21 protein-coding genes are annotated in these 24,376 nt (G+C 71.1%); 6 read left to right on the top strand and 15 right to left on the bottom strand.

All coding sequences use genetic code 11. From position 1 onward, the window contains the following. Nucleotides 1-290: 290 nt before the first annotated feature. Nucleotides 291-797 (top strand): IS3 family transposase, encoded by a 507-nt coding sequence (locus tag HF995_RS13845; RefSeq protein WP_434060843.1) that lies wholly within the window; start codon nucleotides 291-293, stop codon nucleotides 795-797. Here HF995_RS13845 and HF995_RS07115 read toward each other — a convergent pair. The 10 genes from HF995_RS07115 to HF995_RS07070 form a co-directional block, all read right to left on the bottom strand. Further along, complete coding sequence (locus HF995_RS07115) at nucleotides 794-1,267, bottom strand: hypothetical protein (RefSeq protein WP_168447134.1); 474 nt, start codon at nucleotides 1,265-1,267, stop codon at nucleotides 794-796. The genes HF995_RS13845 and HF995_RS07115 overlap by 4 nt on opposite strands. Continuing rightward, nucleotides 1,268-2,833: an RHS repeat-associated core domain-containing protein gene (locus tag HF995_RS07110; RefSeq protein ID WP_491044407.1), complete on the bottom strand. Its 1,566-nt coding sequence runs from the start codon at nucleotides 2,831-2,833 to the stop codon at nucleotides 1,268-1,270. It abuts the gene before it with no gap. Next, nucleotides 2,785-3,447, bottom strand: coding sequence for a vitamin K epoxide reductase family protein (locus HF995_RS07105; protein WP_168447132.1), 663 nt, complete (start codon nucleotides 3,445-3,447; stop codon nucleotides 2,785-2,787). Before HF995_RS07105 ends, HF995_RS07110 begins: the two co-directional genes overlap by 49 nt. Before the next feature lie 80 nt (nucleotides 3,448-3,527). Continuing rightward, on the bottom strand, nucleotides 3,528-4,769 hold the full coding sequence (locus HF995_RS07100; RefSeq protein ID WP_350308772.1) for an MFS transporter: 1,242 nt from the start codon (nucleotides 4,767-4,769) through the stop codon (nucleotides 3,528-3,530). Next, the gene (locus HF995_RS07095) at nucleotides 4,766-5,473 is read right to left on the bottom strand and encodes a metal-dependent transcriptional regulator (RefSeq protein ID WP_168447131.1); all 708 of its coding nucleotides are present in this window, start codon (nucleotides 5,471-5,473) and stop codon (nucleotides 4,766-4,768) included. Before HF995_RS07095 ends, HF995_RS07100 begins: the two co-directional genes overlap by 4 nt. A 4-nt stretch (nucleotides 5,474-5,477) precedes the next feature. Next, nucleotides 5,478-6,311: a metal ABC transporter permease gene (locus tag HF995_RS07090; protein WP_168447130.1), complete on the bottom strand. Its 834-nt coding sequence runs from the start codon at nucleotides 6,309-6,311 to the stop codon at nucleotides 5,478-5,480. Then, complete coding sequence (locus HF995_RS07085) at nucleotides 6,308-7,117, bottom strand: metal ABC transporter ATP-binding protein (protein ID WP_168447129.1); 810 nt, start codon at nucleotides 7,115-7,117, stop codon at nucleotides 6,308-6,310. The genes HF995_RS07090 and HF995_RS07085 overlap by 4 nt, the downstream gene beginning before the upstream one ends. After that, nucleotides 7,114-8,052 (bottom strand): metal ABC transporter solute-binding protein, Zn/Mn family, encoded by a 939-nt coding sequence (locus HF995_RS07080; protein WP_168447128.1) that lies wholly within the window; start codon nucleotides 8,050-8,052, stop codon nucleotides 7,114-7,116. The genes HF995_RS07085 and HF995_RS07080 overlap by 4 nt, the downstream gene beginning before the upstream one ends. 69 nt (nucleotides 8,053-8,121) lie before the next feature. Then, complete coding sequence (locus tag HF995_RS07075; RefSeq protein WP_168447127.1) at nucleotides 8,122-8,796, bottom strand: YceI family protein; 675 nt, start codon at nucleotides 8,794-8,796, stop codon at nucleotides 8,122-8,124. 72 nt (nucleotides 8,797-8,868) lie between these two features. Then, entirely contained in the window at nucleotides 8,869-10,695 is a 1,827-nt protein-coding gene (locus HF995_RS07070) for a metallophosphoesterase family protein (RefSeq protein ID WP_168447126.1), read from the bottom strand. Between the two features lie 83 nt (nucleotides 10,696-10,778). Here HF995_RS07070 and HF995_RS07065 point away from each other — a divergent pair, with 83 nt between their 5' ends. Beyond that, nucleotides 10,779-11,768, top strand: a complete 990-nt coding sequence (locus HF995_RS07065; protein WP_168447125.1) for a glutathione S-transferase family protein — start codon at nucleotides 10,779-10,781, stop codon at nucleotides 11,766-11,768. A 36-nt stretch (nucleotides 11,769-11,804) separates the two neighbouring features. Here HF995_RS07065 and HF995_RS07060 read toward each other — a convergent pair whose 3' ends face one another. Beyond that, nucleotides 11,805-14,267 (bottom strand): ATP-dependent DNA ligase, encoded by a 2,463-nt coding sequence (locus HF995_RS07060; RefSeq protein ID WP_168447124.1) that lies wholly within the window; start codon nucleotides 14,265-14,267, stop codon nucleotides 11,805-11,807. Between the two features lie 44 nt (nucleotides 14,268-14,311). Between HF995_RS07060 and ku the strand changes: the two genes are divergently transcribed. After that, on the top strand, nucleotides 14,312-15,115 hold the full coding sequence (gene ku, locus HF995_RS07055) for a non-homologous end joining protein Ku (RefSeq protein WP_168447123.1): 804 nt from the start codon (nucleotides 14,312-14,314) through the stop codon (nucleotides 15,113-15,115). Nucleotides 15,116-15,154: 39 nt separating this feature from the next. Here the strand turns inward: ku and pip are convergent, their stop codons facing one another. Next, nucleotides 15,155-16,135, bottom strand: a complete 981-nt coding sequence (pip, locus tag HF995_RS07050) for a prolyl aminopeptidase (protein ID WP_168447122.1) — start codon at nucleotides 16,133-16,135, stop codon at nucleotides 15,155-15,157. Nucleotides 16,136-16,269: 134 nt separating this feature from the next. On the opposite strand from pip, the gene HF995_RS07045 reads away from it, so the two are divergent. Further along, nucleotides 16,270-17,892 carry a methyl-accepting chemotaxis protein gene (locus HF995_RS07045; protein WP_286189389.1) on the top strand — a complete coding sequence of 541 codons (1,623 nt, stop codon included), beginning with the start codon at nucleotides 16,270-16,272 and terminating at the stop codon, nucleotides 17,890-17,892. A gap of 126 nt (nucleotides 17,893-18,018) precedes the next feature. Then, on the top strand, nucleotides 18,019-19,506 hold the full coding sequence (mqo, locus tag HF995_RS07040; protein ID WP_168447121.1) for a malate dehydrogenase (quinone): 1,488 nt from the start codon (nucleotides 18,019-18,021) through the stop codon (nucleotides 19,504-19,506). 9 nt (nucleotides 19,507-19,515) lie between these two features. On the opposite strand, the gene HF995_RS07035 is transcribed toward mqo, so the two are convergent. Together HF995_RS07035 and rnhA are read right to left on the bottom strand one after the other, a co-directional pair. Beyond that, entirely contained in the window at nucleotides 19,516-20,004 is a 489-nt protein-coding gene (locus HF995_RS07035; RefSeq protein ID WP_168447120.1) for a flavodoxin domain-containing protein, read from the bottom strand. Between the two features lie 161 nt (nucleotides 20,005-20,165). Next, nucleotides 20,166-20,654, bottom strand: coding sequence for a ribonuclease HI (gene rnhA, locus HF995_RS07030; protein ID WP_168447119.1), 489 nt, complete (start codon nucleotides 20,652-20,654; stop codon nucleotides 20,166-20,168). A 97-nt stretch (nucleotides 20,655-20,751) separates the two neighbouring features. On the opposite strand from rnhA, the gene HF995_RS07025 reads away from it, so the two are divergent. Then, a complete protein-coding gene (locus HF995_RS07025) occupies nucleotides 20,752-21,414 on the top strand; it encodes a hypothetical protein (protein WP_168447118.1) in 663 nt (220 codons plus the stop codon). A 61-nt stretch (nucleotides 21,415-21,475) separates the two neighbouring features. On the opposite strand, the gene HF995_RS07020 is transcribed toward HF995_RS07025, so the two are convergent. Next, a complete protein-coding gene (locus HF995_RS07020; RefSeq protein ID WP_168447117.1) occupies nucleotides 21,476-24,235 on the bottom strand; it encodes an alpha/beta hydrolase in 2,760 nt (919 codons plus the stop codon). Nucleotides 24,236-24,376 lie beyond the last annotated feature (141 nt).

Here is a 24,376-nt window from a genome sequence, read left to right as displayed (position 1 = left end):
CCGACGCGAAGCTGAGCGAGGTCATCGCCACCGAGCACGCGGCGAACTACGGCGTCTCCGGCGCGCGGAAGATGCGCCAAGCACCTGAACCGCCTCGGCCACCCGGCCGCCCGTTGCACGGTCGAACGGCTCATGCGCGCCGGCGGCCTGCGCGGGGTCGTGCGCGGTGGGGTCAAGCACACGACAATCCCGGCCAAGGACGGGTGCCGGGCGGGAGACCTGGTCAATCGGGTCTTCACGGCGACGGCGCCGAACGAGTTGTGGGTGGCGGACTTCACCTACGTGCGCACGTGGGCGGGTTCGTCTACGTGGCGTTCATCATCGACGTGTTCTCGCGGCAGATCGTGGGCTGGAAGGCCGATACGAGCATGCGCGCGGACCTCGTCACCGACACCCTCGAGATGGCCGTCTGGGCCCGCCAGCGTGCCGGAATCGCGGATCTAAGCGGCGTCATCCACCACACGGACGCCGGGTCTCAATACGTCTCGCTGGCGCTGACCGAGCGCCTGGCGGCCCTCGGGATGCGGGCCTCGATCGGGACGGTCGGGGACGCCTACGATAACGCTCTGGCTGAGTCGACGATCGGGCTCTACAAGACCGAACTGATCCGCCGCAGAGGACCGTGGCGGACACTCGACCACGTCGAGATCGCCACCCTGGAGTGGGTGGACTGGTTCAACAATCGACGCCTCCACACCGAGCTCGGCCACGTCACACCGGCCGAGCGCGAAGCAGATTTCTATCAGCAACAACCGGTCGCTACGATGGCCGCGACCAGAGAACCGAGCCTCCACTAAACCCGGGGCGGTTCAGCGCGGGCCCAGCCGTTCAATGTAGCGACCACTCGGCTTGTCTGTCGTGCCGAACTCAAGAACGTGAATCTGGTCAGAACACCGAGCCTGACATCCTCATGCATCTCGCGCGAGCCCACTATCTCCACCGTCTTCGCGCCCCACCAGACCTCCCCCTCATGCGCTTCAAAGGACCAAGCGCCTTCAAGCACCGTGCCGAAGGGCCATTGCGCCGTTCGAATCGCACCAGGACGTCGCGTCACAGACTGCGCGGCCCCATACCAAACCGTCACTAGCCCAAAGCCAATCCCAATCACAGCGACCGCAATGCTTGGCGGATCTTCCTCGACTTCAAAGAAGTTCTGCACCGCAGGTGTCATAACTAGGCCAACGAAGCACCACATCGCTCCAACGACGAGCAGGCCGATCATATTTAGCAAACCCACCAGGCGCCGATTGCCAATAATGACGATCATCTATCTCTTCCTCCTGAGCGCGGCGCTCTTTGAGAACACATAGGGCGCGGTCACACCCAAACTGAGCGCTCGGCCGGTCTTTTTCCCAACATGCCACGATTTAACATACGTCCCGCGCGAGTTGTAGATCGGGTTGCCCATCCGGCCGCATTTTGCCATTCGCATTGGGGTACCAATAACGCCAAATCCTGCCACTGTCGCGACCCCGTCAAACAGATTTGCCTTGAGATTCTTCTTTGTCAGCCCCCGCTGCTGTGCGCGAACCGCGTAGGCCCCCGCTTGGAGAGCCGCGCACGATGCCCAACCCACCGCGGGTATAGCACACCCTGCCGTCGCACCCAGACTTACGATGGTTCCACGATTCCTAATGCCCCACTTCACCACACTTGAGCCAGCGCCCTTCAGTCGCCTCAGCCAACTGCGCCCGTCGAGGTCGAGCTTGTTGACCGGGTCGTTCGGGTAACCGTAGATGGTCTCATTCCCACCTTCGACCGGGTCGACGGAGGTGAACAGGCCGGTGACGGAGTTGTACAACCGTACGCCCATCAGGACCAGGCCTGACGAGTCCGCCGCCCTCTCCTTGCCGCCCAGCCATCCGTAGCTGACGGCTCCGGTGGACGGGCCGGAGGTGATGGCGTTGCCGTACTCGTCGTAGACGCCCAGGCCTGCCACCGTGCGCGTGGCACCGTCGAGGGTCACCGTGGTGGCGATGGATCCGAGCGGGTCGACAACGTCCAACGTCACCCGCGAACCGGTCACCGTGGCGGCAAGGTCCCCGTTGATGCCCGAGACATAACGCGAGACGACCGGTTCACTACCGTCCGTGGTCGCCGTGGCCCACCCCGGGTTGTCGGAGGAGTCGGTGTAGTGCCGCTGAACGGTCGTCCGCGAGCCGGCTGTGACGGTCGTCTGCGCTGCTCGCCGCTGCGCAGCGTCAAGGGTGAACGTCGTCGCCGCGTCCCCTTGCGTAATGGAGCGCGCCAGGTCGTTGTCGAAGTATCCGACGGACAGCGCCCCACCGTCAGCGCCCACCACAGTATCGACGCCCGGCACGCTCGTCTGGCGTCCGAACACGTCATACACGTACGCACCCTGACCGTTCGCGCCGGTCTGGACCCGCTCCGCGCCGTCGTAGGTCCACGCCCTCTCCTCGACCGCAGCCTCGCCGACGCACGATTCTCCCTCGAAGGACTTGACCGTCTTCGACCGACGGTTCCCCCCGTGGTCGAACCCGTAGTCCCGCGTCGTGCACATGCCGTCGAGCACGTCCTTGACGGACACCAGACGATCAGCCCCGTCATACGCGAACGACTGCGTGCGACCCTCCGTGCCAGCGCTCGGCCCCTCCTGGACCGTGACCCGCCCTTGGATGTCGTATCCCATGGACCACGCGGCAAGCTCGGCGTCACCCGAGGCATACGTCAACGCCGTGCGCTGCCCAGCCCGGTCGTACGTGTTGGTCAACGTCAACTGGGACCGAGCCCGTGTACGGCGTCCGAGCCGACCTCGACGGGGAGTCAGGCGAAGGCGCCCGCGATGCTCGGGCCGAGACCGACGACGATCCATGCGAGGAGCCCGACGAACATCGCGGCGAGCAGGAGGCCGCGCTGACGCACGATGCCCGCGGACGCGGTGCCGCCGAACAGCCCGTCCTGGACGTTGCGCACGAGAAGGAACCAGAAGATCGGCAGCGTCGCGAACCACACGACCATGCAGTACGGGCACAGCGCGACGAGCACCTCGAGGCTCGTGTACACGAGGTAGCCGATGAGCCCCATGGCGGCGGTCGCGACGGCGAGGAACGTCCGCCAGAACCAGCGCGGGAGCGCGATGCCGGGGACGGCGAGGAGCACGACGCCGATCGTGACGACGACGGGGAACGCGCCGAGGCCGATGTACGGGTTGGGGAACCCGAGGAGGCTGCCCGCGTCGGACGCCATCGCCGGGCTGCACGTGAGCAGCGCGTTGATCGAGCAGGTCGGCTGGTGGTCCGGGTCGACGAGCGACAGGTAGCGCTCGATCGCGAGCGCGAGCGAGCCCGCGAAGCCGACGAGGCCGAGGACGACGAGGAGGCGGCCGAGGGTGCGGTCCGCGAGCGGGCGCGGCGTGAGAGCGGCGTCGTCGGTCTCGTCGAGCTGCGACGCGCCGTCGGGCGCGTGGGCGGCGGTCCTGTCGGTCACTGGGCGCTCCTCGGTTCCAGGCCGCCCGGCTGCGGCCGGGACCATGGTCCCATGCGTGTCTGAACGTCGGCTGGGCGGCGTCACGCCTCGTCAGCGGGCTCGTCCTCGAGGCTGCGGCGAACCCGCTCGGCGACAGGCAGACCGACGCGCTGGCGCCCGGCGACGAGCACGATCACGAGCCCGACGGCGGTCAGCGCCGCCCCGACCCACGCGGTCGAGAGGTAGCCCCAGCCAGCGTCGATCACGAGCCCGCCGACGAACGCCCCCTCCGCGTTGCCAGCGTTGAGCGCTGAGTGGCACAGCGCTGCCCCGAGCGACGGCGCGAGCGGCGAGAGGTCCATCAGCCGGGCCTGCATCGCGAGCCCGAGCACCTGCGAGGTCACGCCGAGCGCGACGAGCCCGACGACGAGCATGACGGGCGCGGAACCCGTCGCCCCGAGGACGACGAGAGCGAGCAGCGTCGACACGAAGCCGAGCACGACCGTGCGGAGCACGCCGCGGTCGACGAGCCGCCCGCCGAAGAACACCCCGACCGTCATCGCGAGCCCGAACAGCCCCATGACGAGCGGCACGCTCGAGTCCGCCATGCCGCCGACCTCGGTGACGAGCGGAGCGACGTACGTGTAGACGGCGAACAGGCCGCCGAAGCCGATCGCACCGGCCGCGAACGCGATCCAGAGCGGTCCGTTGCCCAGGGCGCGCACCTCGCCACGGACCGACGACCCCTCGCCGCCGGCGCCGCGCGGCACGAGACGCCAGAGCGCGAGCATCGTGAGCAGCGCCAGGACGGCGACGATCCAGAACGTCGCACGCCAGCCCCACAGCTGCCCGACGCGCGTCGTGAGCGGAACGCCGATCATGTTCGCGATGGTCAGGCCAGCCATCATCATCCCGATGGCCTTGCCGCGGTTCTGCGACCCCGCGACCGCAGCCCCGACGACCGCGCCGACGCCGAAGAACGCGCCGTGCGGCAGCCCCGCGAGGAACCGCGCCACGATCAGCAGGCCCATCGAGCCGGCGAGCGCGGACAGCACGTGCCCGATCACGAACATGCCCATGAGGATCAGGAGCAGGCGGGTGCGCTCGACGCGTGCCGCGAGGACCGTGAGCGTCGGCGCGCCCGCGACGACGCCCACGGCGTACGCGGTCACCGCGTGCCCGGCGGTCGGGACCGAGACCGCGAGGTCGTCGGCGATGAGCGGGACGAGCCCCATGGACGCGAACTCGGTCGTGCCGATCGTGAAGCCTCCGACCGCGAGCGCGAGGAGCGCGGGCATCGCTGCCCGCAGCCCGGGCGTCTGGCGGTCCGTCGCGGCGGTCACTCCCCCGCCTCGGCGTCCACGACGTCGACCCACACGGCGCGTGCGGCGGGGAGGCCGAGGTCGGCCTGCCGCTCGGGTCCGCCGTCGCCTGGCGTCCAGGCGACCGTGACGACGCCGGCGAACTCGCGCCGGGCGCGGACCTCGACGCGCGCGTCGAGACCGAGGCCAAGGTCCGTGAACCAGCGCAGCATGTCGCCGTCGGCGTCGGAGATGCGGGTGACGACTCCGGCCGTGCCCTGCGGCAGCTCGTCGATCGTGCGGGCGGAGCTCGGTTCGAGCTCGCCCTGCGCCGTGGGGATCGGGTCGCCGTGCGGATCGCGGCGCGGGTGGCCGAGCGCGGCGTCCATGCGGTCGATGAGCAGATCGGAGACGGCGTGCTCGAGAACCTCGGCCTCCTCGTGGACCTCGTCCCACTGGTAGCCGAGGCGCTCCACGAGGTAGGTCTCGAGCAGGCGGTGCCTGCGGACCATGGCGACGGCGAGGTCGCGGCCCTCCTCGGTGAGCGAGATCGCGCCGTAGCGCTCGTGCTCGAGGAGACCCATGCCGCACATGCGACGGACGGTCTCCGAGACGGTCGACGCGCCCACCCCGAGCCGCTCGGCGAGCTGCTTGGTCGTCACAGGGGTGTCGGACCACTCCTGGGCCGACCACACGACCTTGAGGTAGTCCTCGACGACGGGGGTGATGTCGATGTCGCGGCGCACAGGCTCACGATAACCGTCGGCGCGTGAGCCACGTGCCGAGGTGCACGCACGTGAACACGACGCCCTGCGCGAGGACGACCATGCCGGCGGGCGACGCGTCGAGCGCGTACGACGCGGTGAAGCCGACGACGGCGCACACGGCCGCGACGAGGGGCGCGACGACGAGCATCCGGTCGATCCGGTCGCTCATCAGGTAGGCGGTCGCGCCGGGGATGATGAGCATCGCGACGACGAGGATCACGCCGACGGCCTGCAGGGCGACGACGACGGTCACGGCGAGCAGGCCGAGGAGCAGCGCGCCGAGCCGCCGCGGCGAGAGACCGATCGCGTGGGCGTGCGCAGGGTCGAACGCGTAGAGCGTGAGGTCGCGTCGCTTCGCGAGGAGGGCGACGACGACGATCGCGCCGAGGACCGCGACCTGCACGAGGTCGGCGGGCGCGACGCCGAGGACGTTGCCGAACAGGATGTGGCTGAGGTCGACCTGGCTCGGGGTGACGGAGACGAGCACGAGGCCGAGCGCGAAGAGGCTCGTGAAGACGACGCCGATCGCGGTGTCCTCCTTGAGCTTCGACGTGTCGCGCACGGTGCCGATGAGGGCGACCGACCCGATCCCGAAGACGAGGGCGCCGACGGCGAACGGCACACCGGCGAGGTAGGACAGCACGACGCCGGGCAGGACGGCGTGCGACACGGCGTCGCCCATGAGGGACCAGCCGACGAGGACGAGCCAGCAGGAGAGCAGCGCGCACACGATCGACGCGACGAGCGTGACGGCGAACGCGCGCTGGAGGAACCCGTACTGGAAGGGCTCGACGAGCGTGGCGAGGACGTCGTTCATGAGGCGCTCCTCGGCGTCGTCGGGATGGTGGGGATGCATCCGGAGGGAGTACGCAGGTCCCCGATCCGTCCGAGGTCGAGGCCGGTGAACGCCTCGACGAGACGTTCGGGCGCGAGCGCCTCGTCGGGCGGGCCTGCGAACAGGACGCGGCGCTGGAGGAGGACGACCTGGTCGACCAGGCCGGGGAGCGTCGGGAGGTCGTGGGTGGACACGAGCACGGAGGTACCGTCGGCGGCGAGGCCGCGCAGGAGCGCGAGGATCCCGGCCTCCTGGGTCTTGTCGACACCGGAGAACGGCTCGTCGAGCAGGAGGACGTCCGCTTCCTGGGCGATAGCCCGGGCGAGGAAGACGCGCTGCCGCTGCCCGCCGGACAGCCGGCCGACCTGGCGGTCGGCGAGATCGGTGAGCCCGACGCGCTCGAGCGCCTCCGCGACGGCCGCGCGGTCGTGCGCGCGGAGCCGGCGCATCGGGCCGAGGTGCGGGTAGCGCCCCGTCTCGACGACGTCGCGCACGACGACGGGGAACGTCCAGTCGACGTCCTGGCTCTGCGGCAGGTGGGCGAGCGCGCCCGCGCGCCGCGCCGTGTCGGCGTGACGTCCGAGGATCGTCACGGTCCCGCTCGTGGGCCGGACGGCGCCGACGACGGCGCGCATGAGCGTCGACTTGCCGGAGCCGTTGACGCCGACGAGACCCGTGACTGAGCCTCGCGGGAGCGTGAGGCTCACGGAGTCGAGGGCGACGACGTCTCCGTAGCGGACGCTGAGGTCGTGGACCTCGAGCGCGGGCGATGTGGCTGCGGGGTTCACAGCTCCTCCTGGGTGAGTCCGGCGACGATCGTGGTCGTCGTGTGGCGGAGCAGGTCGAGGTAGGTGGGTACGGGCCCGTCGGGGCCTGAGAGGGAGTCGACGTAGAGCGGCCCGGCGAGGTGCGTGCCTGTCTCGCGGGCGACCTGGCGCTGCGCGACGTCGGGCACGGTCGACTCGCAGAAGACGGCGCGCGGGCCGCCCCGGCGCACCGCGTCGACGACGGCGACGGCCGAGCGCGGGGTCGCCTGGGACTCGGCGTTGACGGGCCAGAGGTACGCCTCGCGCAGGCCCGCGTCGCGGGCGAGATAAGAGAAGGCGCCCTCGCACGTCACGAGGAGGCGTGCGGGCTCGGGGACGGTCGCGACGGCGTCGGCGAGCTCGCGAGCGAGGCCTGCGAGCTGCTCGCGGTAGGCCGCAGCGTTGGCCCGGTAGTCGGGAGCACCGTCGGGATCGGCTGCGGCGAGCGCGTCGGCGATGTTCGTGACGTACGTCTGGCCTGCGGTCGGCGACATCCAGGCGTGTGGGTTTGGGTGGCCCGCTGCCTCGCCCGACGTGATCGGCTGCGGGACGATGCCGTCGCTCACCGTGACGTGCGGCGCGTCCACGTCGTCGAGGAAGCGTGCGGACCACGCCTCGAGGCCGAGCCCGTTGTCGACGACGAGGTCGGCGCCCTGCGCGCGGACGAGGTCGGCGGGTGTCGGCTCGTACCCGTGGATCTCGGCGCCAGCCTTGGTGATCGACTCGACGCGGACGCGGTCGCCGCCGACCTCGGCGACCATGTCGGCGAGCACGGTGAACGTGGTGACGACGTGGAGGCGGTCGTCGGCGGACGGCGCCGGGGCAGCCGCAGGCTTCCCGCTGCAGGCTGCGACCGCGGCGGTCGCAAGGACGATCCCCAGGAGTGGTTCGTAGTGGCGAAACCGAAAGTTCGGCATACCGAACTTTCGCACGTCGAGAGGACACCTCGCAACGGCCACGAGCACCGCCCGCGGCGGTGCGGCAGGTCAGGCGCGCGCGAGGACCAGGAGCATCTCGATCGTCCCGGCGTCCTCGACCTGCACGAACCCCAGGTTCGGCGCCTCGATCTCGAAGTCGGTGAACGTCACGGGGATCGAGCCGCTCACACGCACGCCGTCGCCGGACCGCTGCGCCTGCATACTCACCGCGACCTCGCGCGCGACGTCGCGGATCGTGAGCGTCCCCGTCACCTCGACCGCGACCGGCTCTCCCGTGAGCTCGGGAAGCACGACAGGCGCTCCGAGCTCGAACGTCGCGTCGGGGAACGTGCTCGTCTCGAGCGTTTCTCGAAGGAAGCTGTCGCGCGGCCCCACGCCCGTCTCGATCGTCGCGGTCGTGACCGCGACCGTCGCCGTGGTGAGCTGGCCGTCCGCGATCGTGACGTCACCCGTCACGTCCTTGCTGCGCCCGACGACGGTCACGTCCTCGCCGCGCAGCACCTCCTCGACCCGGTACCCGGCCTCAGATCCCGCGCCGACGGTCCACGCACCGTCAGGATCGAACGGCCCGGACGCAGGCGGCTCCGCGGGGGCGCTCGTGAGCGTGATCGGGTCAGGGTTGCGGCTCTCCTGCCAGCGCGAGTACAGCGGCGGACCTGCGAGGACCGCGAGCAGCGCGACCACGACGACGGACACGAGGATGACGACCATGCGGCGGCTCATGCCGCCATCGTCGCACCGCGCTCCCGTCCCGGCCCGCGCCCGCTCACGGCGTCTCGACCCGTGAACGCCCGCTCACTGCTGCGCGTCCTGCTCCTGGCCAGGCCCGCCCGACGGCACGCTCTCGGCGCCCGTGCCCTCCGCCCGCTGCGGCGACGGCGACGGGAACGCGACCGCACCACCGACGGTGACGCTGCCGTCCGGTCGCGCGACGACGACGCGCATGTCGAGCATCCGGTGCGTCGTGCGGTCGAACCGCAGGACGGTCATCTGCGACTCGCCGCGCAGCGGACCCACTGTGAGCTGGCCCTCCGCAGCCCCCGCCGTCGTCGAGCTGACGTACCGCACGCCGAGCCCGACACGCGTCGGGCCGATGCGACGGTGCACGTGCCCGGAGAGCTGCGTCGCGGCACAGCCGCTGCTGAGCGCAGCCGTCCCGGAGCGCGGCGTGTGGACCATGAGCAGGTCGACCCGCTCGTCCTCGTCGCACGCGACCCGCATCATCCGGTCGGCGAACGCCTCGACATCCTCCTCGCTGGTCAGCTGCGTGCCGATCCCCGGACGCGTCTCGTTCGGGTCCCCGTCGCCGAGGATCCGCACGCCCTCGACGTCGATCACGCCGCCGTCGAGGACCGTCATGCCCGCCGCGCGAGCCTGCCTGGCCGTCTCGGCCGAGTCGTGGTTGCCCGTGATGAGGACGTACGGCGCGCCGTCGGGCGCAGCACCGGCGAACGTCGTCACGCAGAACCGCTCGACAGCCGTGCCGTTCATCGTGAGGTCGCCCGTGTCGAGGATCGCGGCGGCTCCCGAGAGCTCGGCGATGCGTCGGATCACAGGGGCCATACCCACGTTGCAGTGCAGGTCGGAGACGTGCAGGAGCGTGACGACGTCGTCGGGGTCCGGCTCCTCGGTCGGCTCCGGGGAGGGGTCGGTTGTCTCGTCAGCCGACGGCGCGGAGCTCGGCGTGCCTGTCGAGCCGTCACCTGCACCGGACGGGTCCGGCGTCCGCTCCCCGTCCGCCGTGTCGCCCGACCCCACGAGGCCCTCGAACCCGGTGCCGTCGGGCGCCGGGGGGCGCGGTAGCCGCAGCGACACCGCGGCCGAGTCCTGCTCCGCGCGTTCGACCCATGCCGCCTCCGCGGCGGCAGCGAGCTCCGCGTAGTACGTCTCGTTGTCCTCGTACACCTTGACGAGCTGCCCGCCATAGGTCTCGACGACGCCCGCGAGGCGCCCCGTGATGCGCGCCCCTTCGAGCGCCGTGCCGGCGAACACGGTCGTCTCCCGCTGGCCCGCGGTGTTGCGCTCGACCGTCGAAGGGTTGGTCACGACGAGCGTCGCGACGAGCAGCACGACCGCCCACGACACGGTCGCCGAGTGCGGCGCGAACGCGTGCGCAAGCTCGTAGCGTCGCGGCGATCCCGCGAGCAGGAGCGCGAGCCCGAGCACGAGGGCCGCGCCCGCCAGGAGAAGGACGAACCTCGTGGCCGCGTCCCGGAGCAGGCCGTCGATCGCGTCGTGGATCGTCGCGGACGGGCCGCCGAAGAACTGCAGGTAGGCCTGGAGGTCGTTCGTGAGCGCCTCGAGCGTCGGGCTCTGCTCGAGCGCGGAGAGGTCGGACGGGATCTCCTTGACGGTGACGAGCACGCCGAGCCCCGCCGGGGCCGGCGAGTCGAGCTCGATCGTGCCGAGCGGCCCCAGGTCGACCGTGACCTGACCGTCGATCGTCACCTCGTAGCGCGCCTCGTGCGGCCCCAGGCTCAGGTCGGTGCGAGCGGTCACGAGAGCGACGAGCGCGCTGACGACGACGACCGCGAGCGCGACCGACGACCAGCGGAACCACCGGGGCGGGACCCGGTGCCCTGGCCGCCACCGTGCGTTGCGCGCCGGTCCGCTCTCGTCCATCGGTCCCTCCCTCGTGCCGCAGCCACGAGCGTAGCCGCCAGTCCCGGGCGGCGCGGCCCGGGTCCGCCGTCTAGCCTGCTGTGATGACGTACGCCTCCCCCGAGTACACCCGTGACGCTCGGTACATCGCCACCCGGATCACCGCCGACGGCGCGGACGGCTACCCCGTCGAGGCCGGCCGCTACCGTCTCGTCGCGGCGCGCGCCTGCCCATGGGCCAACCGGGCGCTCATCGTGCGGCGCCTCCTCGGTCTCGAGGACGCGATCTCCCTCGGTCTGTGCGGGCCGACGCACGACGAGCGGTCGTGGACCTTCGACCTCGACCCGGGAGGGGTGGACCCGGTGCTGGGCATCGAACGCCTCCAGGAGGCGTACTTCACGCGCGTGCCCGGCTACGAGCGCGGCATCACGGTGCCGGCGATCGTCGACACGCGCGACGGCGCGGTCGTGACGAACGACTTCGCGCAGATCACCCTCGACCTGAGCACCGAGTGGAGGGCGCTGCACCGCGCGGGAGCGCCCGACCTGTATCCCGAGAACCGCCGTGACGAGATCGACGCGCTCGTCGAGGACATCTACCGCGACGTCAACAACGGCGTGTACCGGTGCGGCTTCTCGACGTCGCAGGCCTCGTACGAGCGCGCGTACGAGCGTCTCTTCGCGCAGCTCGACCGGCTGAGCGACCGGCTCGCGGTACAGCGGTACCTCGTCGGCGACACGATCACCGAGGCGGACGTGCGGCTGTTCCCGACGCTCGTACGGTTCGACGCCGTCTACCACGGACACTTCAAGTGCAACCGCTCCAAGCTCACCGAGATGCCGGTGCTGTGGGCGTACGCGCGTGACCTGTTCCAGACGCCCGGCTTCGGCGACACGATCGACTTCGGCCAGATCAAGGACCACTACTACAAGGTGCACCGCGACGTGAACCCGTCGGGCGTCGTCCCGGCTGGCCCCGACCTGTCGGGGTGGCTCACGGAACATGGTCGTGACTCGCTCGGCGGGCGACCGTTCGGCGACGGCACCGCACCGGCGCCCGTGCGCCGCGAGGAGGCTCCGCCGGCGATCGGCTGAGCCTGGACGTAGCTCGCGGGAGCGGCGGTCCCGCGGTCAGGCGTCGACGGTCCCGTCGGGGGACGCGGTGAGGTCCGGGCGCAGGCCGCGCCACACCGGGTGCCGCAGCCGCCCGCTTCCCGTCCAGCCCCCGTGCTCGACCTCAGCGAGGAGCCCGCGCGCCAGCCAGCGCGCGTCGCGCGACTCGGCCGCCGGGACGTCCCCGACGATCGGCTCGTCCGCCGCGAGCGGCTCGACCTTCTTCTCGAGCCGTGCGAGATCGCGGTCGGAGAGACCCGCGCCGACACGGCCCGCGTACCGCAGGCCGTCGGACGTGCGCGTCGCGACGAGGAGCGACCCGATGGACCCGGTGCGCTCGCCGCGCCCGGGACGCCACCCCACGACAACGACATCCGTGTGCTGCGCGTGCTTGATCTTGCGCCAGTCCGTCGACCGGACCCCGGGCCGGTAGACGGAATCGCGTCGCTTCGCGAGGACCCCTTCGAGCCCGAGCTTCTCGGAGACCGCGAGCGCGTCCTCGAGCGGGAGGGTGACGGCGTCGGGCACCTGGATCGTCCCGCCGGCGTCGACGACCATCTCGAGAGCCTCGCGCCTCTGCGTGTACGGGAGCGAGGTGAGGTCCTGACCGCTCGCCCGCAGGGCGTCGAACAGCACGAGCTCGACGGGGGCGGTGCGCCGGGCGCGCTCGACGTCACGCGGCTCCGTGAGGCCGAGGCGCGTCTGCAACCGTGAGAAGTCGGGCGTCCCGTCGGGTCCGGGCGCGATGATCTCGCCGTCGAGGACGGCCGGGACGTGGACGCGGTCGACGAGCTCGGCAAGCTCGGGGTAGCCGGCCGTGACGTCGTGGCCGCCCCGGGTGCGCACGGACCACGTCCTCGCGTCCGGGTCGACGGTGACGATCGCGCGGATGCCGTCCCACTTCATCTCGAGCGCCCACGGGCTGTCGTCGGCCCCCGCACGGGCCAGGTCGCGGCGCACGACGGCGTCGGCGGGCGAAGCGAGCATCGGACGCAGGTCCTGCGCGGGCTCGGGCGGCGCGCCGTCGTCGGGACCCGCTGCCGGCAGCAGACCGCGGCGGCGCAGCGACTCGCGGTGCTTGCGCTTGTCCATGCGGTGGATGAGCCACTGCCTCTTCTCCGCGTCGGTGCGGATGAGGACGAACGTCGGGGGCTGCGGGCCGCCGTCGTTCGCGAGGCCGCCGTCCGGCCGCCCTGCGAGCTCGACGATGATCTCGTCGTCGCGCATCTTCTCGGCCTGGTAGGTGCCCGCGTCCCAGATCGTCACGGTGCCTGCGCCGTACTCGCCCTTCGGGATCGTGCCCTCGAACGTGCCGTAGTCGAGCGGGTGGTCCTCGGTCTGCACGGCGAGGTTGTTGCGGCCCGTGCTCGACGGCGTCAGTCGCGGCAGCGCCCAGCTCAGCAGCACGCCGTCGTGCTCGAGGCGGAAGTCGTGGTGGTGGCGGCTCGCGTGGTGGTCCTGGATGACGAAGGTCGGCGGGCCGCCGGCGTCCCTGCCGGACGACGTGAACGGCTCGGGCGTGCGCGACTCGTCGCGCTTGGCGCGGTACTGCGCGAGCCGGTCCTCGGCTCCCTCGCCCGTGCCTGCGACCGCCATCGGGTCGCCGATCCGGGCGACGCGGTCGAGCACCTCCTGCGGCCCGAGCTGCGCGAGGTCGTCGTCGAGCTCGTCCCACGTGCGGGGCGCGGCGACCGCGGGGCGTTCGCGGCCGCGCAGCGAGTAGGGCGCGACGGTCGTCTTGTTGCCGCTGTTCTGGCTCCAGTCGACGAGGACGCGGCCCTCGCGCAGGGACTTCTTCATGTCGCTCACGACGAGATCGGGATGGTCGGCCTCGAGGGACCGTGCGAGCTCGTGCGCGACGGCGGACACGTCGTCGCTCGCGAGCGTCCCGTCGAGGCGCGCATACAGGTGGATGCCCTTCGAGCCGCTCGTGACGGGGACAAGGTCGAGGCCCATCCCGGAGACGATCTCGCGGCACAGGCGCGCGACGGCGACGCACTCGGCCAGTCCTGCGCCGGGGCCGGGGTCGAGGTCGAGGACCATCCGGTCGGGGTGGTGGACGACCTTGCCGCGCGCGGTCGTGTCGTCGACGAAGCGCCACTGGGGCACGTGCACCTCGAGGGCGGCGAGCTGCGCGAACCAGGCGAGCGTCGCGGCACCGTCCTCCTCCTCGACGAGCGGGTAGGTGTTCGTGTGGTCGCGGTGCGCGAGGTCCTGGCGGTGCACCCACGACGGCGCGGACGCCTCGAGGTTCTTCTGGAAGAACACCTCCCCGGGCGCGTCCGCCGTCCCGACGCCGTGGACCCATCGCTTGCGCGTCACGGGACGCCCCGCGACGTGCGGGATCATCGTCGGGGCGATCGCGAGGTAGTAGTCGAGCACGTCGCCCTTGGTGGTCCCGGTCGCCGGGTAGATGACCTTGTCGAGGTTCGTGACGCGCAGCGAGCGGCCGTCGACCTCGATCGTCGTCGTGCGCACCATCTGTCCATCCTGCGACCCCGGCGGAAACGTCGCACACTGGGACCGTGCGGTCGGTGTGGAAGGGTGCGATCTCGTTCGGGCTGGTCAACGTGCCGGTCCGGCTCTTCAGCGCGCTCGAGGAGCACGACGTCCCGCTGCACCAGGTGCACGACGCCGACGGCGGGCGGATCCGCTACCAGCGCCGTTGCGAGGTGTGCGGCGAGGTCGTCGACTTCCAGCACATCGACAAGGCGTTCGACGACGGCGAGAAGACGGTCGTCGTGACGAAGGAGGACCTCGCGTCGCTCCCGTCGGAGCACAGCCGCGAGATCGAGGTCGTCGAGTTCGTGCCGTCGGACCAGATCGACCCGATCCTCCTCGACCGGACGTACTACCTCGAGGCCGACCCGAAGACGCGCAAGCCGTACGCCCTCCTGCTCAAGACGCTCCAGGCGTCCGAGCTCACCGCGATCACACGGTTCGCGATGCGGCAGAAGACGCGGCTCGCGGCACTGCGGGCTCGCGGCGACATCCTCACGCTGCAGACGCTCCTGTGGGCGGACGAGGTGCGCAGCCCCGACGAGCTCGAGGGGGGCGCCGGAGCGAAGGTGACTCCTCAGGAGCTGAAGATGTCGGCGTCGCTCGTCGAGTCGTACGCGGGTGACTTCCACCCCGAGCAGTACACGGACGACTACCAGGCCGAGTTGCGCAAGCTCATCGACGCGAAGCTCGAGAAGGGTGAGGCGCTCGACACCGAGGCGACGTTCGGCACACCGGCCGAGGGTGACGAGGAGGGCGGCGGCACGGTCGTCAGCCTCATGGACGCGCTCAAGCGCAGCGTCGAGGAGGCGCGGCGCCGGTCGGGCTGATCGAGCGCCTCCCTGCCCCGCGTCAGGGCTTCGCGTCCGTCAGCGGTCGGCGAACCTGTCCGTCGCGGCCACGAGCGCGGCGAGGATGCCGGGCTCCTCGAGCGAGTGGCCGGCGTCCGGCACCATGACGAGCTCCGAGCCGGGCCACGCCTGGTGAAGCTCCCACGCGGACACGGCCGGGCAGACGACGTCATAACGTCCCTGGACGATCACGCCCGGGATCCCGGCGAGCGTCGCGGCGTCGGCGATGAGCTGCCCCTCCTCGAGCCAGCCGCCGTGCATGAAGTAGTGGTTCTCGATGCGCGCGAACGCGGTCGCGTGCTTCGGGTCGGCGGCCCTCGCGACGGACTCCTCGTCGAGCAGGAGCCTGACGGTCGAGGCCTCCCACGTGGTCCATGCGACACCTGCAGGCACGTGCACCGCGGGGTCGGGGTCGGTCAGCAGGCGGTGGTACGCGGCCATGAGGTCGCCGCGCTCGCTCTCGGGGACGGGGGCGAGGTACTGCTCCCACAGCTCGGGGAACATCATCGACGTGCCGTGCTGGTAGAACCACTCGAGCTCCGCGCGGCGCAGCGTGAAGATGCCCCGCAGGACGAGCTCGGTGACCCGCTCGGGGTACGTCTGCGCGTACGCGAGGGCGAGCGCGCTCCCCCACGAGCCGCCGAACACCTGCCAGCGCTCGATCCCGAGGTGGGTGCGCAGCTTCTCGAGATCACCGACGAGGTGCCATGTCGTGTTCGTCGACAGGTCGGCGTCGGGTGAGCTCGCGTGGGGCAGGCTGCGGCCGCAGCCGCGCTGGTCGAGGACGACGATCCGGTAGCGCGCGGGGTCGAACACGCGGCGGTGGCGCGGCGTCGCGCCTCCACCTGGTCCGCCGTGCAGGAAGACGGCGGGCTTGCCGTCCGGGTTGCCGCACTGCTCGTAGTAGATCTGCTGCCCGTCGCCGACGTCGAGGAGCCCCTGGTCGTAGGGCTCGATCTCGGGGTACAGGGGCGTCGCTCGGTTGACCACGGACGTCATGATGCCACCGCACCCGAGGACCGGCGAGCCACGCCACGGGCGCCGAGGGTCTTCGTCACAGTGCACGAGCGTTCACGGGAGCGCGCAGTCGTCCGATCGGGATGGGGTTCCCCAGACGTGACGAAGGGCCCCTCATGACCAGCACCACCTCCCGTTCCAGCAACAGCTCCGACGCCGGCAGGCGGCGGCGCTTCGGCGACCTCCCCGTGGCTGTCCGGATCGGCAGCGCGGTCGGCGCGCTGGCGGTCGTGGCGACCGGCATGGGCGCGCTCGCGCTGACCACCGCCCAGGCTCTCAGCGACGGTCAGGAGCGGATGTACCTCGAGCACGTCGTACCGCTCGACGAGCTCGACGAGATCCAGCGGATGATGCAGGGCAACCGCGTGCGCGCGAACCTCTTCGCGTTCGAGTCCCCAGCCGACCGCGCCGCGTTGCGCGCAGAGCTCACAGAGCGCACGGCGACGCTCGAGGCGCTCGTCGCGGACTACATGCCCCGCGCTGTCGACCCTGACCGGACGGCCGCAGGCCTCGACTCCGCGCGCGCGTTCGTGGCCGCGTTCGAGTCGGAGTTCGTCCCCGCCGTCGAGAGCGGCGCGACGAACCTGGACGTCGTCTACCACGACAAGATCTACCCGGTGGGCGATGCCGCTCTCAACGCCTTCTCCGAGGAGGCCGAGGCCCACGCGACCGCCACCTCCGCGGCCTATGACGAAGGAGAGGCGCTCATGTCGTCGCGGCGGACGATCCTCGTCGTCGCGCTCGTGCTGGGGCTGGGCGCGGCCCTCGCGCTCGCCTGGACGGTCGTGCGTGGGATCACGCGCACCGTCACCGACGTGCAGCGGACGGCGGACGCGATGGCGACCGGCGACCTGACGCGCGATCCCGCGGTCACGTCGCGCGACGAGCTCGGCGAGATGGCGGGAGCGCTCGTGCGAGCGCAGGCTTCGCTGCGCGAGACGCTCGCGAAGGCGGGGAGCGCGTCGGGAACGATCGCTGCGAGCTCCGAGCAGATGTCGGCGGCTGGGACGCAGGTCGCAGCCGGGGCCGAGGAGACGTCGGCGCAGGCCTCGGTCGTGGCCGTCGCCGCAGAGCAGGTCTCGCGGAACGTCGAGGCGGTGTCAGCCGGGGCAGAGCAGATGGGCGCGTCGATCCGCGAGATCGCGCTGAACGCGCACGAGGCCGCACGGGTCGCGCAGCAGGCGACCTCGGTCGCCGCGACGACCAACGAGACGGTCAGCCGCCTGGGCAGGTCCAGCCACGAGATCGGCAACGTGGTCAAGCTGATCACGTCGATCGCCGAGCAGACGAACCTGCTCGCCCTGAACGCCACGATCGAGGCAGCGCGCGCCGGTGAGGCCGGCAAGGGCTTCGCGGTCGTCGCGTCCGAGGTGAAGGAGCTCGCGCAGGAGACGGCGCGTGCGACGGAGGACATCGTCCGCAAGGTCCAGGTCATCCAGGACGACAGCGGCGACGCCGTCGCGGCGATCGCCCAGATCACGGACATCATCGCGAGCATCAACAGCTTCCAGATGACGATCGCGTCGGCGGTCGAGGAGCAGACCGCGACCACGGCCGAGATCTCTCGCGGCGTGATCGAGGCCGCGACCGGTTCGAGCGAGATCGCCGCCAACATCACCGGGGTCGCGACTGCCGCCTCGACCACGACGGAGGTCGTCACCCAGATGCAGGAAGCGACCCGCGAGCTCGCGCACATGTCGGTCGACCTGAAGGCCCACCTGGACACGTTCAGGTACTGAGCCCGATGCACCCTGTCCGGCTCCGGGGTCAAGCCCCGGAGCCGGATTCGTCGACGTGGCATTTGTCACGCAACCAACCGTGAGACGCAGGCCTTTCGTCCCAGTCGTCCCACCTAACATCGACGAATGGCCAAGGCGAACAACACCGTGGATGTCGTCCTCATCGGCGGCGGGATCATGAGCGCGACGCTGGGCTCCCTGATCTCCCTGCTCGAGCCCACCTGGAACATCGAGATCTTCGAGCGGCTCGACGACGTCGCCCTCGAGAGCTCGAACCCGTGGAACAACGCGGGCACCGGGCACGCGGCGCACTGCGAGCTCAACTACACGAGCGAGCGCGCCGACGGGTCGATCGACATCTCCAAGGCCGTGACGATCAACGAGCAGTTCGAGGTCTCGCGAGAGTTCTGGAACCACCTCGTGACCGCCGGGCTGATCGGCGACCAGAGCACGTTCCTCAGCTCCACCCCGCACATGACCTTCGTGCGCGGTGAGAAGAACGTGGACTTCCTCCGCCGCAGGCACGCGACGCTCGCCGCCCACCCGCTCTTCTCCGACCTCGAGTTCTCCGACGATCCCACGGTCATCGCGCAGTGGGCGCCGCTGCTCATGGAGGACCGCCACGGTGACGAGCCCGTCGCCGCGACACGCGCCACGTCCGGGACCGACGTCGACTTCGGCTCGCTGACCCGATCCCTCTTCGACCACCTGACTGCGCAGGGACACCGCCTCCACCTCCAGCACGAGGTCCGCGACCTGCGCAAGCGCCGCGACGGCAGCTGGGACGTCAAGGTTCGCGACCTCTCGTGGAACGCGTCTCCCGTGCGGCGCACGGTCAACGCGCGCTTCGTCTTCGTCGGCGCGGGCGGCGGGGCCCTCCCGCTCCTGCAGAAGTCCGGCATCAAGGAGATCCGCGGCTACGGAGGCTTCCCGATCTCCGGTCAGTTCCTGCGCACGACCAACCCGGAGATCGTCGCGAAGCACCACGCGAAGGTCTACGGGAAGGCCGACGTCGGCGCTCCCCCGATGTCCGTCCCGCACCTCGACACCCGCGTCGTCGACGGGCAGGCCTCGGTCATGTTCGGGCCGTACGCCGGGTTCTCGACGAAGTACCTCAAGCGCGGCTCGCTGCTCGACCTGTTCATGTCCATCCGACCTGGGAACGTCGTCACGATGCTCGGCGCCGGCCTCGACAACGTCGACCTCACCGCCTACCTCGTCAAGGAGGTCGCCAAGACCCCTGAGGCGAAGTTCCGGACGCTGCGTGCGTTCATGCCGACCGCGCACCCCAAGGACTGGGAGCTCATCACGGCGGGCCAGCGCGTCCAGGTGATGAAGCGCGACAAGGCCAAGGGTGGACGGCTCGAGTTCGGGACCGACGTGGTCGCGTCGGCCGACGGCACGATCGCCGGCCTGCTCGGCGCCTCACCGGGAGCGTCGACCGCGACGAGCGCCATGATCGACCTGCTCCAGCGCTGCTTCCCGGAGGACAGCGTCCGATGGGCACCGACGATCGCCGCGATCGCGCCGTCGAGCCACGCGGGTGCGTGGGACACGCCGGAGGAGCGCGACGCCCTGACCCCCTTCGAGGTCGCCGCGGAGCCAGGCGCCTGAGCGTTCGCCCTACGAGGCCCTGAGTGCCTCGTCGACGTGATCGGCCCAGGCCCGGATCGTGTCCCAGTCGCGAGTGTCGGCATCGGGAGCGCGCAGCGCCCGTGCGACCGCACGCTCGACGAACGACAGGACGGTCTTGTCGAGGCGGCCTCCGAACATGACGTGCTCGCGCGCGTCGAGCGCGGTCATGGTCCCGTCGATCGCGATCGTCGACTCCTCGACGCTCGTCGGCTCGCCGTCGGGCGCGACTGGTCCGCTCGAGAACAGCCACACCGGCCGTCCGTCGACGCGGTCCGCCAGGTCGTCGACCAGGTCGTTCGCCTCGTTCGGCCATCGACCGAAGTACACGGCCCCGCCGAGGACGAGCGCCTCCGCCTCGTCGAGGTCCTCCGCGCTCGTCGATGCCATGTCGTGCTCGGTCACGTCATGGCCGAGCTCCCGCAGCCGTTCCACGACCGCGTGTCCGATCTCCTTCGTGGCCCCGTGCTTGCTGGCCACAGCAACCGCGATCCTCATGAGCACGCCTCCCCGTCGAGATGTACGTCCACGATGGCCCGGCGGTGCCGGGTCGGGCCAGTGACCTTCGGCCCTGTTGTCCGCGCCGATCACCGTCTGGAGCGCCGGACCTCGCTGTCGAGACGCCGCGAGGGCCGTGCGGCTCAGCGCGCGCGCACCTCGTCGACCCCACGGTTCGCGAGCTGGTCCGCCCGCTCGTTGCCCGGGTCGCCCGCGTGCCCCTTGACCCAGACCCAGCGGACGTCGTGCCTCGCGACCTCGGCCTCGAGCTCCTGCCAGAGCTCCTGGTTCTTGACGGGCTTCTTGTCCCCGGTGCGCCAGCCGTTGCGCTTCCACCCGGCGAGCCACTTCGTCATGCCGTTCATGACGTAGGACGAGTCGACGTGGAGCGTGACCTGGCACGCCCTGTTGAGAGCGCGCAGACCTTGGATGACAGCCATGAGCTCCATGCGGTTGTTGGTCGTGTGCGCCTCCCCGCCCCAGAGCTCGCGCTCGTGGCCGCCGGCACGCATCCATGCGCCCCAGCCGCCCGGTCCCGGGTTTCCCTTGCACGCGCCGTCGGTCCACATCTCGACGACCGTGGCGCTCGTCGCGGGGGTCGTGGGCGGGGTCGCGGCGGGGTCGTCGAGCATCCGATCATCCTAGTGGGAGGCGCGCGGATGGTCGGCCGCGGATTTTCCCTCACGAGATGGGATTCCGCATCTTGAAAGCACCGACTATGGTGTGGCCATGAGAGCCGATGACGTCTCCCCGGCCATGACGCCGGGACATGCAGCACCCGTGGCGACCTCGCCGTACGCCCGCCCCAGCACGGGCCCTCAGCCGGTCGTGCCGTCCAGCGCGCACCCTGAGCAGGTCCGCGCCGACCTGCTCTACGAGTTCGAGCTCGAGCTGCGCCACACCGCCAAGGCGCTCGCGCGTGGCAAGGCCGCTCCGGCGCCCATCCTGGTCGCGGTCCCGGTTCCTGACGCGAAGCCGGGGGTTCCCGACGTCTCGTGGCGGACGACCGAGGTGCGCGGCTGGATGGTCGGGCCGCGGCTCGCCGTCCTCGAGGACGGCTCGTGGGTGCCGCACACGGTCGGGCGCACGCACAAGCTCGACAAGCCCCGCCACCAGAAGTTCTTCGGCGACGCGAACACGAAGGAGTACGCGCAGCGCTGGCAAGACCTCACGGATGCGGGCGTCCCACCCGGTGGCGCGTACATCTACATCGACCTGGAGAACGAGCCGATGCTCGGCGTCGGCCGCCATCCCCGCCGGGCAGAGCTGTTCGAGGTCCAGCAGATCAGCGGGGCACCGCACCTCGTCATGCTCTACGACCGCGGCACCGCAGGCGTGAAGGTCTCGGACGTTCGTGAGGACCTGCAGAAGAGGCTCAAGGACTACCTCTGACGCGAGCGAGCCAGGCCACGACGGCGGCGCCGCCCCTCGAGGGTCGGCGCCGCCGTCTGCGTCATCCGGTGATCGTGCCCCTGAGCGTCACGGGCGCGGTGAGGTAGCCCTCCTGCGGCAGCTCGAGCCGCACCGCACCGCCTGCAGCTGCCGTCCTGCGGACGGGTATCTCGAAGACTGCTGACGTCGCCCCTGCGGGGATGACCGCCTCGATGGCGAGCCCGGCGTCGGCGAGGCTCGTGCGCGGGTCCACGGCGGGCACGCGCAGCGCCGCCCAGGCGGGCACGAGGTCGGAGACCCGGATCGGCGTCCCGCTGACAGGCGCGGCGGTTGCGGTGAGGTAGGTCTCCTGGCTGACCGGCCCTGAGAGCCGCACCTGCCACACGAGAGAGCCGCCGGGGGCTGCCGTCACGTCGGTCTGGACGATGCTCAGCGTCGGCCTGGGCGACCGGGAGCGGGTGTGGACCGCGCCGAGGTACGTGTCGACGACGGCGTTTCGCCGAGCCGTCGCCACGATCGTGTAGCCCGCCAGGTCACCGGACGACTCGTCGACGTACACGTCGTCCCCGTAGTACGTGACGGCCACGTCGACGTACCTCTGCCCCGGCTTGATCGTCCGCAGCCCCGAGCCGTTCACCCCAGGACCGCGCTGAGCGTCGATGACGTCGACCCAGACCTTGGCTGTGCTGGCGAACGAGCCACGCACAGGGATGCGGACCGTCGCGGTCTGCTCCCCGTCGGCGACCGCGGTGACGAGTGTCGCGGCGGGCACGTCGAGGAACGCGACGTTGCGCACGTTCGCCGTGGTCACCGCAGGCTTCGCCTTCGCCGCCGTGACGTCGAGCAGCACGACCTTGCCGGCGGCCGAGCGTGACGTGAGCGTCAGGCTCGTGACGCTCGCGAGGTCGATCTTGCTCGCTGCAGGGAGTCGGTAACGGACGTTCTGCGCCCAGGCGTGGTTCCAGGCGCCGGACGGCAGGCGCTGTGCGCTCGCCTGCGGACGCAGGGTCACGCGGCGGCCCCTGCCGTCCTTGAGCACGACGGAGAGGTCCGGCTTGCCGCGCCCGGGCATGACGACCAGTCGCAGGTCGAGGTACGACTTCCCGTCGAGCGCCGGGGTGTCAGGAAAGGTCACCCGCGCCCCCGCCTTGCGCCACGACACGAGAACGCCACGGACCGGGTCGGCGGTCGTCTCGAAAGCGGGCGCAGGCCAGTGCGGGGACGAGAGGCTCTGCGTCGGGTCGCACGACTGCGGCCCCTCCGACTGGCCGCCCTCGCAGACGAATGCGGTCGCCCCCCGCGCGGCCTTGATGGTGAGCCCCGCCGACGGCCGGACGACCGTGCGGCGGTTGCCGCCCGTCGCGTGGACGAGCGCGACGGCCCTGCCCGCAGACCTTGCGCGGACGGGGGTCCCGTCGAGGAGCGGGGCCGCTGACCTGTTCGACGTGAGATAGGTCCGCGCCGCGGCCGCGATGTAGGTCGCCCCGACGTCGCGCTGCTGCTTGGCCGACAAGCGGGTCGGCGCGGTCTTCCCGCAGAGCGGGTCGTCGCCCCACACGTCGTCGTCGGCCGGGGCCTTGGCGACGCCAGGGGTCCACTGCGTGTTGAAGAAGTTGTGGTTCGTGCCCATGATCAGGACCGACGTCTTGAGCGAGCGGTCGCCCGCCGCGATGCGGGCCCCCTGGTCGACGTACTGCTGTCCCTGAAGATCGGAGACGTCGCCGTCGCAGAAGGGCAGGAGCACGGTCGTCGGGACACCGACGGCGACCTGACGGCCGAAGTCGGTCGGCGCGACGAGCACCTGACCCTTGATCCTGAACCGGTCCCCCGAGCCTGCCCGGATCGCAGCGCGGACGACACCTTCGCCCCCGCGGGAGTGTCCCACGGTCATCACCCTGCGCAGGTTCATCGCGCCCTTGAGCTTCGTGCGCGCCGCGGGCCCGCGCCCCTTGCCGACCTGCCAGTCGGCGAGGACGTCGAGGTGGCGACGGACGAGATCCGCGCGTGCCTTGGATCCGCCGTCCGGGTCAGCCCAGTCCTGGCCGTTGATGCCGTTCGCCGAGATCGACACGGTCACGTAGCCCTGGCTCGCCAGGAGCTTCTGGGCGTAGACATAGCCGAGGTGGCTCGGGATCGGCTTGGCAGGCGCGAGGCACGGCCAGTCGCCGGTGACCTCCCCGCCGACGTAGCACGTCGCGTGACGTCCGTGGAGGAAGACGACGACGGGTCGCTGGCCCCGGGCGCCGACGGGCATCACGACGTGGCCCTTCATCTCGACCCTCGCGGCGTATCCCTCGACGCGGACGCCCGGAAGCTTGTAGTCGAAGCTCGTGGTCTTGAGCTTCCCGGGCTTGCCCGGGTCCGACGTGATGGTCTTCGAGGGCGCCTTGACCGCTGTCAGGGCGGCCGCGCCGGCCCCGACGTCCCCTGCCGCGCCAGCGGCGACGGAGCCGACCGTGGCGCGCGCACCGGCCGCGGCCGCGCTCGCGGGCCCGTCGAGCAGCCGCCCGGACGCCACGACCGCGATGCTCGAGGCGTTCAGGGCGGTGGCGCCGGCCACGCGCAGGCGAAGCACGGGCCCGAACCTCGTCGGCACACCGAGCACGGCGCCGTCGGCGAAGAACTCGGGACGCGCATCTCCCAGAGGGAGGTCGCCCTCGTGACGCCAGGTGATCGTCGAGCCGTAGTCGTCGGTCGCCACCGTGACACGCCCGGCCTCGCTCGTGCTCGGGCCTGGCGCGGTGACAGGGGCGAGCGGTGCGACGCTCGCCTGGGGAGCGGCACCGGCGACACCACCGGGCGTCATGAGAGCGAGGGCCAAGGCGACAGCAAGCGCTCCGCGCCTGCCTCCCGCCCTCGGCGGCTGCGAGCCGCGAGGGGTCGTTCCGAACGTCGAGCGCATGCGCATGAGTGCCTCAGTCCCTGTGGCGGGGGCGCCCCCTGCGTCCCGTATGGGACGACA

It is taken from the genome of Sanguibacter hominis ATCC BAA-789, assembly GCF_012396185.1.
In the GTDB taxonomy this organism is placed as follows: Bacteria; Actinomycetota; Actinomycetes; order Actinomycetales; family Cellulomonadaceae; genus Flavimobilis; species Flavimobilis hominis.
This window is presented reverse-complemented; position numbering and strand designations above follow the sequence as displayed.

Bases quoted from the DNA above. Each gene is read 5' to 3' on its own strand.
- HF995_RS07080 (WP_168447128.1), bottom strand. From the start codon at position 8,052: ATGCCGAACTTTCGGTTTCGCCACTACGAACCACTCCTGGGGATCGTC.
- HF995_RS07115 (WP_168447134.1), bottom strand. From the start codon at position 1,267: ATGATCGTCATTATTGGCAATCGGCGCCTGGTGGGTTTGCTAAATATG.
- HF995_RS07060 (WP_168447124.1), bottom strand. From the start codon at position 14,267: ATGGTGCGCACGACGACGATCGAGGTCGACGGCCGCTCGCTGCGCGTC.
- pip (WP_168447122.1), bottom strand. From the start codon at position 16,135: ATGACGTCCGTGGTCAACCGAGCGACGCCCCTGTACCCCGAGATCGAG.
- HF995_RS07075 (WP_168447127.1), bottom strand. From the start codon at position 8,796: ATGAGCCGCCGCATGGTCGTCATCCTCGTGTCCGTCGTCGTGGTCGCG.
- mqo (WP_168447121.1), top strand. From the start codon at position 18,019: ATGGCCAAGGCGAACAACACCGTGGATGTCGTCCTCATCGGCGGCGGG.
- HF995_RS07110 (WP_491044407.1), bottom strand. From the start codon at position 2,833: ATGGATCGTCGTCGGTCTCGGCCCGAGCATCGCGGGCGCCTTCGCCTG.
- HF995_RS07070 (WP_168447126.1), bottom strand. From the start codon at position 10,695: ATGGACGAGAGCGGACCGGCGCGCAACGCACGGTGGCGGCCAGGGCAC.
- HF995_RS07025 (WP_168447118.1), top strand. From the start codon at position 20,752: ATGAGAGCCGATGACGTCTCCCCGGCCATGACGCCGGGACATGCAGCA.
- HF995_RS07090 (WP_168447130.1), bottom strand. From the start codon at position 6,311: ATGAACGACGTCCTCGCCACGCTCGTCGAGCCCTTCCAGTACGGGTTC.
- HF995_RS07045 (WP_286189389.1), top strand. From the start codon at position 16,270: ATGACCAGCACCACCTCCCGTTCCAGCAACAGCTCCGACGCCGGCAGG.
- HF995_RS07065 (WP_168447125.1), top strand. From the start codon at position 10,779: ATGACGTACGCCTCCCCCGAGTACACCCGTGACGCTCGGTACATCGCC.
- rnhA (WP_168447119.1), bottom strand. From the start codon at position 20,654: ATGCTCGACGACCCCGCCGCGACCCCGCCCACGACCCCCGCGACGAGC.